The following is a 7,476-nucleotide window of genomic DNA, read 5'->3' as shown; positions in this document are numbered from 1 at the left end:
GGGTTTCAACTATTGCTGCTCAAAAAAGCACAAAATAACCCACTATGAAATTCTATCAAATCGCTGTAACCATTACAACATCGTTGTTAAATAAAAATCTTTCTCAATTAATTCTTAAGAATTTGTAAATATTGCGGAATGTTAATTTAAATATTCTCAAGTTTTTGGAGTTAATCAATAATTTTTGCTTATCTTTGTCCAACATTGGGTTAGGAGACAGTTATCAGTTATCAGTTATCAGTTATCAGTTATCAGATGTGAGTTTTTAGTTTATTGTTTACTGAAAAAGCTCCCCACACCCCACACCCTACACCCCACACCCCACACCCCACATCCCTCTCCCTGCTCCCTAACCCGCAACCCCTATTTTCCGTCTAAACTTTTGTATAGGGATAGTCTGGGAAAGTATTGTAAAGTTTTGTCAAAAATATACGCAAATAACAGCAAACGACTGCTACTGTGGTTAGTGCAAGTTTACCTTACAGTTCAAATGAAACTATCAGATTATGCCAAGAAAAAGGGGATCAGTTATGACACTGCTTGGAGGATGTGGAATCGAGGGCAGTTACAAGGAGAACGTCTTCCCACAGGAACAATTATTATTTTTGAAGATGACCGTTCAGTGCGTGAAAATAAAGTTGCTATTTATGCAAGAGTTTCTAGTTCAGAAAATAAATCTAACTTGGAGACTCAGGCGAAAAGATTAGAGGCTTATTGTACGGCGAAAGGCTATCAAATTGTCAGAGTAGTTAAAGAAGTAGGAAGTGGGGTTAATGACCAGAGAAAGCTATTATTAAAACTTCTAGAACAAACTGATTATAACTTGATTGTCGTAGAACATAAAGACCGATTGAGTAGAGTAGGGTTTAATTATTTAAAAGTTCTTTTAGCCCAAACAAACCGACACATAGAAGTAGTCAATTTAGCCGAGGAAAGAAAAGATGATTTAATGCCAGATTTTGTCAGCATAATCACTTCATTTTGCGCTCGACTGTATTCGATAAGACAAAGAACAAGAAAAACTGAATGTTTAATTAAGTGCTTGGAGGAAGAGCATGAAATTAGTTCAAAGACATCTAATCAAATTTAATAAAAAGAATTATTTAGCATTTGATAAGTTGGCATTTTTATCAAAGAATCTCTATAACTGTGCTGTCTATTTAAACCGTCAAGCTTTCTTTTCACATCAGCCATTTCTAACCATGACTGAGTTACACCATGCTTTGAAAACAAGCGCAGATTATCAAGCGTTACCAGCTAAAGTAAGCCAGTTAGTATTAAAGCAAGTAGAAAAAACTTTTAAATCCTATCAAAAAGCAGAAGAACAATTCAAAAAATCGCCTAATAAATTTACAGGAGAGCCGAAATTACCACGCTATAAAGATAAGAAAAAAGGTAGAAACGTTTTAACTTATAACTATCAAGCCATCTCTAAAAAAGCCTTGAAGCAGGGTTTAATCAAACTCTCAGGAACTAATTTAGAGTTTAAAACCAATTTAAAAGAAGTCTTAGAGGTCAGAATTATTCCTAAATCGGGCGCTTATTATCTAGAGATTGTCTATGAACAACCATCCCCACCAAGTCAGGAGGGAGAAAGATATGCTTTTGTTGATTTAGGATTAAATAACCTAGCAGCTGTCACCTCTAATATTCCCGAATTTAAGCCAACTTTACTATGTGGGAAAGCGTTAAAATCATGCAATCAAAAATACAACAAGACACTAGCTAAACTCAAATCGGAATTACCCAGTTTACAGAAGACCAGTAAAAGAATACAAGGTTTAACTTTAAAGCGTAATTGCCAGGTGGATTATTACCTCCACACCGCTAGTAGATCTATTATTGATAAATTACTAGCTCATCAAATTAACCTTTTAGTTATTGGTCAGAATCAAGGCTGGAAACAAAACCTTAATATTGGGGATAGAAATAATCAGTCATTTGTGAATATTCCTCACTCAAGATTTATTGAACAACTAACTTACAAGGCAATTTTAGTCGGAATAAAAGTCATTACGACTAATGAAAGCTATACGTCTAAATGTAGTTTCTTAGATTTGGAACCAATTGGCAAACAAGAAAAATATTTGGGCAAGAGAGTTAAAAGAGGATTGTTTAGAAGTTCGTCAGGTTATCTCTATGGAGCAGATATTAATGGTTCATTAAATATAGGGAGAAAGGTAGTCGGAGAGGTTGCATTTAGCAAGAATCCGATAGAGAGGCTTGTAGTTAGCCCTGTACGGGTCAAAGCGTACAAAGCTGATTCAAAGTGCGACGTTTGCGTACAGAATTAGTAACTATGGATAACTCTTAGACTAATTAATTCGGGACTCACATCACAATATAGACTATGGCTTACTATTGGTTTAAAGCATTTCACCTGATTGGGGTAGTTGTTTGGTTTGCGGGACTATTTTATTTGGTACGTTTGTTTGTCTATCATGCGGAGGCAGCAACACAAACCGAACCCGCACAAGCTATTCTGAAAGCGCAATACGAGATCATGGAGAAGCGACTCTACAATATCATTACCACACCTGGGATGATTGTCACCGTGGCCATGGCGATCGGTTTAATCTCCACAGAACCAGAAATTTTAAAATCGGGATGGTTACATATTAAATTATCCTTTGTGGCTCTTTTACTGCTCTATCATTTCTACTGTGGTCGCATCATGAAAAAGCTAGAAAAAGGGGAATGTAATTGGACGGGACAGCAATTTCGGGCCTTAAATGAAGCACCAACCCTGTTATTGGTAGTTATTGTCCTTTTGGCAGTATTTAAAAATCAATTACCCCTCGATTTGACCACTTGGTTAATTGTAGCTTTAGTGGTATTAATGGCGGTGACAATCCAACTTTATGCTAAAAAACGTCGCAAAGATCAAGAAAAACTTCGGCAAAATACTCCCCAAAAAGAAGAAGTAGCGACCAGGTAAATTATCTCAATCATTCCCTAGGTTTCTAGGATAACAGTTAAGAGTGGTTTGACAGCTGTGGGATGGTCTTTTTAGTCCATCCCAATTGTATAGGTAGCAACGTTTAGCTTTTAGCTTTTTGGCTTTTTGCTATTTTTGAGCTTATACAAAAACTATTTTTAATAGTGTGATGAACTCCCAAGCTATGGATTGTTTCTCCCTGCTCCGGCGCTCCGCTGCTCCCCTATACCTTTTAAACAGGATTTAGTATAAACCTCTTGCGAACAGCAAACCCTAAATAAAAACAATCTCCTGACGACCGAATCCTGACGACCGAATCCTGACGACCGAATCCTGACTCCTAACCCTAACAACAATTTTTGATTTTTCCAAGAGGTTCTATGAATAGTTGCTGGATAGATTGGGAAAAAATAACTAGAGATTTTCTTAATTCCCGCAAGCTCAGACAAGTTGCTGAATTGCGAGGATTCTATCGAGTTAATCCCTCTGGTATTCCTAGAATTCCTCCCAATTTAGAATTGAGAGACTACCAAAATACAGCGATTATCAGTTGGTTTCGTAATCGGGGACGAGGAACTTTAAAAATGGCCACCGGCAGCGGTAAAACTATTACTGCTTTAGCTATTGCCATGGAACTTTACGAAGCGATAGAACTGCAAGTATTATTAGTAATTTGTCCCTATCGTCACCTAGTCAATCAATGGCAACGAGAAGCGGAAAAATTTAATCTTAAACCGATTTTAGCCTACGAAAGTGTCCATACATGGCAAAGTCAACTATCCACAGAATTATATAATGTGCAAGCGGGTAATCAAAAATTTGTCACTATTTTAACTACTAACTCAACTTTTATTAGCGAGGGGTTTCAATCACAAATAAAATTTTTTCCCGATAAAACTTTAATCGTTGGTGATGAAGCCCATAATTTAGGTTCCCCCCGATTAGAAGAATTATTACCCCGTTCTTTAGGTCTAAGATTGGCTTTATCTGCCACTCCTGAAAGATATTTTGATCAGGAAGGAACCGACGCTATTCTTGAATATTTTGGACAAATTCTACAACCAGAATTTACCCTAGGTGATGCTATTAGAAAAGGAGCTTTAGTCAGTTATTTTTATTATCCAGTATTGGTTGAATTAACCGATAATGAGGCTTTATTATACGCAAAATTAACCCAAAGAATCGGCTGGACTTTGCAGAAAAATAGTAATTTAAATGGTAATGAAAACCTCACCGCTTTGTTAATGCAAAGATCGCGATTAGTTGGTTCAGCAAGTAATAAATTACAGGCTTTACAACAACTGATGCAAGAGCGTTTAGATACGGATCATACTTTGTTTTATTGTGGGGATGGTTATCTGGAAAATTACACTGCTAATTATCGTCGTCAGGTAGAGGCAGTTACTCATTTGTTAGGCAATCAATTAGGTTATCGAGTTGCTATCTACACCGCAGAAACTTCCCTAGAAGAACGAGAAAAAATTCGCCAACAATTTGAGGAGGGTTATCTGCAAGGATTAGTGGCAATTAGATGTTTAGATGAGGGAGTAGATCTGCCATCAATTCAAAACGCAGTCATTCTGGCTAGTAGTGGTAATCCTCGACAATTTATTCAGCGTCGCGGGCGAATATTGCGCCCCCATCCCGATAAAAAACAGGCCACTTTATTTGATATGATCGTTATGCCACCCACCTTAGATCGAGAAACCTGGGAAGTAGAAAGGAATTTATTACGCAAGGAATTAAAACGCTTTCTAGAGTTTGCCCAATTAGCCATTAATGCTCAAGAAGCTGAGACTAAATTAGGGGAGATTCAAGATAGATATTGTCTTTTGTCTAATTAAAACTTGAAAAGTTAAATCTTGGCAGCTTTTATGCTAAAATAGATGTTAGTCAAGAATTGATCGCCGAGAAAAATTAACCCAACCGGATAGCGATCGATAAAGTTGTATAATTCTCTTTCCTCTCCTTCTAAATTTCTATGCCTCCCCGTCAACAACCCCGTCGCATTGCTCGAGAACTTGCCCTTTTGAGTTTAAGTCAGATTAAAGGCAATCCTGAAAACCTAGAACAGCAAACTTTAAACGATTTAATTTTAGTTGCAGTTAGAACCTTAACCGTCGAAATTCAAGAAACCTTAGAAACCGCTGCCGCTGAAATTAGTCGTGGTAATGAACGGATTCTCGCTAGTGATACTAAGGCAACAAATCTAAAAAGCGCCCAAACCATGGTAAAAGAAGCAATTTCTCTTACCCACAATGCCATTAATCGTTTAGGAACCGTGATAGATTTTCCCGAAATTGTCCAGTTATCTAGTCAGTACGAAGTGCGGGAATATGCCCTAGAATTAATCGGTACAGTCTATCGTCGTCGTGCGGAAATCGAACAGGAATTAACCGGTGCTTTAGTGGATTGGCAACTACATCGTTTACCAAGAATCGATCGGGATATCCTGCAAATTGCCGTGGCAGAAATGCTCTATCTGGATATACCTCAAAAAGTAGCAATCAATGAGGCGATCGAATTAGCCAAACGTTATTCTGATGATGAAGGTTATCGCTTTATTAATGGCGTTCTCCGACGGGTAACGAATAAGCTAAACGAAACAGAAAAAGCCCTATCTACCCAGAGTTAAACTGGGAGTAAATTAATACTACAATCACCACATTTTATAGGGAAATTTCTGTAAATTGATATTGTAGTATCGCTCATCTCCCGTGACTTCTTCGCCGATCCAATCGGGAATAGTAATGACTTGATCCTCTTGTTCTAACTCAATTTCAGCCATAATCAAACCTTGATTATCCCCCCAAAATTCATCAACTTCCCAAGTTAAATTATCCAGAGAAATGCGATGACGAATCTTTTCAATTAAAGGTTTCTTACAGAGGTTTTCTAACATGAGCGCCGCATCTTCTAGGGGAATTACATACTCGAATTCCTGACGACTAATGCCCTCAGTCTTGCCTTTAATGGTTAAATAACCCCGCTCTCCAACCACACGAACTCGCACAGTTGTCAATCCATCTTGGGTAGGAATATATCCCTGACGATACAACTTGCCAGTCGCAAGCGATCGCCAAGAATCCCCTTTAACCAGAAACTTCCGTTCAATTTCAACAGTCATAAGTTTTTGATTAAGCCGTAGCCACGGCAGCAGCTTGGGTTCCTAGTTGAATTAACTCGATCTTGTAGCCATTAGGATCTTCCACGAAAGCAATCACCGTAGAACCGTGTTTCATCGGGCCCGGCTCCCTGGTAACATTACCACCAAGGACTTTAATTTTCTCACAGGTGCTATGGATATCATCCACGCCTAGGGCAATATGACCGTAAGCATTACCCACTTCGTAGCGATCGACTCCCCAATTATAGGTCAGTTCGATGACAGCATGATTAGCCTCATCGCCATAACCGACGAAAGCGAGGGTAAATTGACCATTGGGATAGTCTTTCTGGCGCAGTAACTTCATTCCTAGCACATCGCAGTAAAATTGTAGAGATTCCTGCAAGTTATTGACCCGGAGCATGGTGTGTAAGAGACGCATGATTATTTTTAGATGACATCGATCGAAAAATTACTTATCCTTGATTGTAACCAGTGCTTGGGCCTTCTTATCTCCTTGAGGCTCAACCATTATAATAATACAAGTGTACGAAAAACTCACCAGTAAAATCACCTGCTCCCCAAAGCGGTTAATAGCTGTGAACAGAATCACCTAGTTTGATCAAATCTCTGGGACTGCAATATAATGTTAAATGTCTAGGGAAGTATAGAAAATAGGAATTGGCACGGGTTAAAACTATGCGTTTTTATTTAGAGTATATCAATCACTTAGGTCGTTTACAGAAAAAATCCGCTCTGTTGGTTCGACAAGCTCACCAACCATTTCGACACGCGGGTTTCACGATTACAGAAGTTTTACTGGCAGGTGTAATGATGCTGATTGCCGTCTTGGTGTCGGGAATTGGCGTGATTAACCTGCTCAGAAGCAATTATCGAGCTAATGCCGATAGTGAAATCCGAAATAATCTTAATCGTACTCTAGAGTTTGTTTCAGACGACCTGAGACGGGCAAGAATTATCCTTCCGAGGGAAGATGTGATCAAGACGGATAAAGTACCCAATTGGGAAACAATAAAAGCAAACAAAGGAGCGCAAGCAGTTCTTGCTTTCCAAATTCCCGACCCCAACAATCCCGGTAATGCTCCACTCACTCAACAGATCGTTTACTATACCGCAGACCCTCAAAACAGCTTAACCGGTCCGCGAGTCTTGTGGCGCTATGGTCCGGACTTGGACGCTAATGGCAACTACATCACCCCCGCAGATATTAATACTTGGCAACATTCCCCCGTCACCGATATGTTAGCAGCGGTTGCTAATGACCCTAATTGTCCTGGGGGTTTTACCCGAATCCCCGCCAGAGATGGCGATGTGGACGGTTTTTATACCTGTGTTCGTGGTGGTCAAGTGATTTTGAATGCCAACGCTCAGGTAGAGATGACTACTCTGACTGCTAGAAAAAGGGATAAAG

8 protein-coding genes are annotated in these 7,476 nt (G+C 39.0%); 6 read left to right on the top strand and 2 right to left on the bottom strand.

Translation table 11 applies throughout. The features are described 5' to 3' along the window. The first annotated feature begins 490 nt into the window (after positions 1-490). From PX482_RS18860 to nusB, 5 genes are all read left to right on the top strand, one after another. Positions 491-1,090 carry an IS607 family transposase gene (locus PX482_RS18860; protein WP_002758429.1) on the top strand — a complete coding sequence of 200 codons (600 nt, stop codon included), beginning with the start codon at positions 491-493 and terminating at the stop codon, positions 1,088-1,090. Beyond that, positions 1,056-2,294 carry an RNA-guided endonuclease InsQ/TnpB family protein gene (locus PX482_RS18855; protein WP_002758430.1) on the top strand — a complete coding sequence of 413 codons (1,239 nt, stop codon included), beginning with the start codon at positions 1,056-1,058 and terminating at the stop codon, positions 2,292-2,294. The genes PX482_RS18860 and PX482_RS18855 overlap by 35 nt, the downstream gene beginning before the upstream one ends. Before the next feature lie 56 nt (positions 2,295-2,350). Further along, complete coding sequence (gene hemJ / locus PX482_RS18850; protein WP_002747974.1) at positions 2,351-2,938, top strand: protoporphyrinogen oxidase HemJ; 588 nt, start codon at positions 2,351-2,353, stop codon at positions 2,936-2,938. A gap of 380 nt (positions 2,939-3,318) precedes the next feature. Continuing rightward, positions 3,319-4,782: a DNA phosphorothioation system restriction enzyme gene (locus PX482_RS18845; protein WP_002758445.1), complete on the top strand. Its 1,464-nt coding sequence runs from the start codon at positions 3,319-3,321 to the stop codon at positions 4,780-4,782. A 137-nt stretch (positions 4,783-4,919) separates the two neighbouring features. After that, positions 4,920-5,573, top strand: a complete 654-nt coding sequence (gene nusB / locus PX482_RS18840; RefSeq protein WP_002758446.1) for a transcription antitermination factor NusB — start codon at positions 4,920-4,922, stop codon at positions 5,571-5,573. 24 nt (positions 5,574-5,597) lie between these two features. On the opposite strand, the gene PX482_RS18835 is transcribed toward nusB, so the two are convergent. Further along, a complete protein-coding gene (locus PX482_RS18835; protein ID WP_288122841.1) occupies positions 5,598-6,065 on the bottom strand; it encodes a CYTH domain-containing protein in 468 nt (155 codons plus the stop codon). A gap of 10 nt (positions 6,066-6,075) precedes the next feature. Beyond that, complete coding sequence (gloA, locus tag PX482_RS18830) at positions 6,076-6,486, bottom strand: lactoylglutathione lyase (protein ID WP_288122839.1); 411 nt, start codon at positions 6,484-6,486, stop codon at positions 6,076-6,078. A 257-nt stretch (positions 6,487-6,743) separates the two neighbouring features. Here gloA and PX482_RS18825 point away from each other — a divergent pair. Continuing rightward, positions 6,744-7,476: PulJ/GspJ family protein (locus PX482_RS18825; RefSeq protein WP_288122837.1), on the top strand; the 733-nt coding region annotated here is incomplete at its 3' end.

Source organism: Microcystis sp. M53602_WE12, from assembly GCF_030065455.1.
GTDB classification, from domain to species: domain Bacteria; phylum Cyanobacteriota; class Cyanobacteriia; order Cyanobacteriales; family Microcystaceae; genus Microcystis; species Microcystis aeruginosa.
The sequence above is the reverse complement of the archived record's forward strand: the minus strand, read 5'-3'. Positions and strand labels throughout refer to the sequence as shown.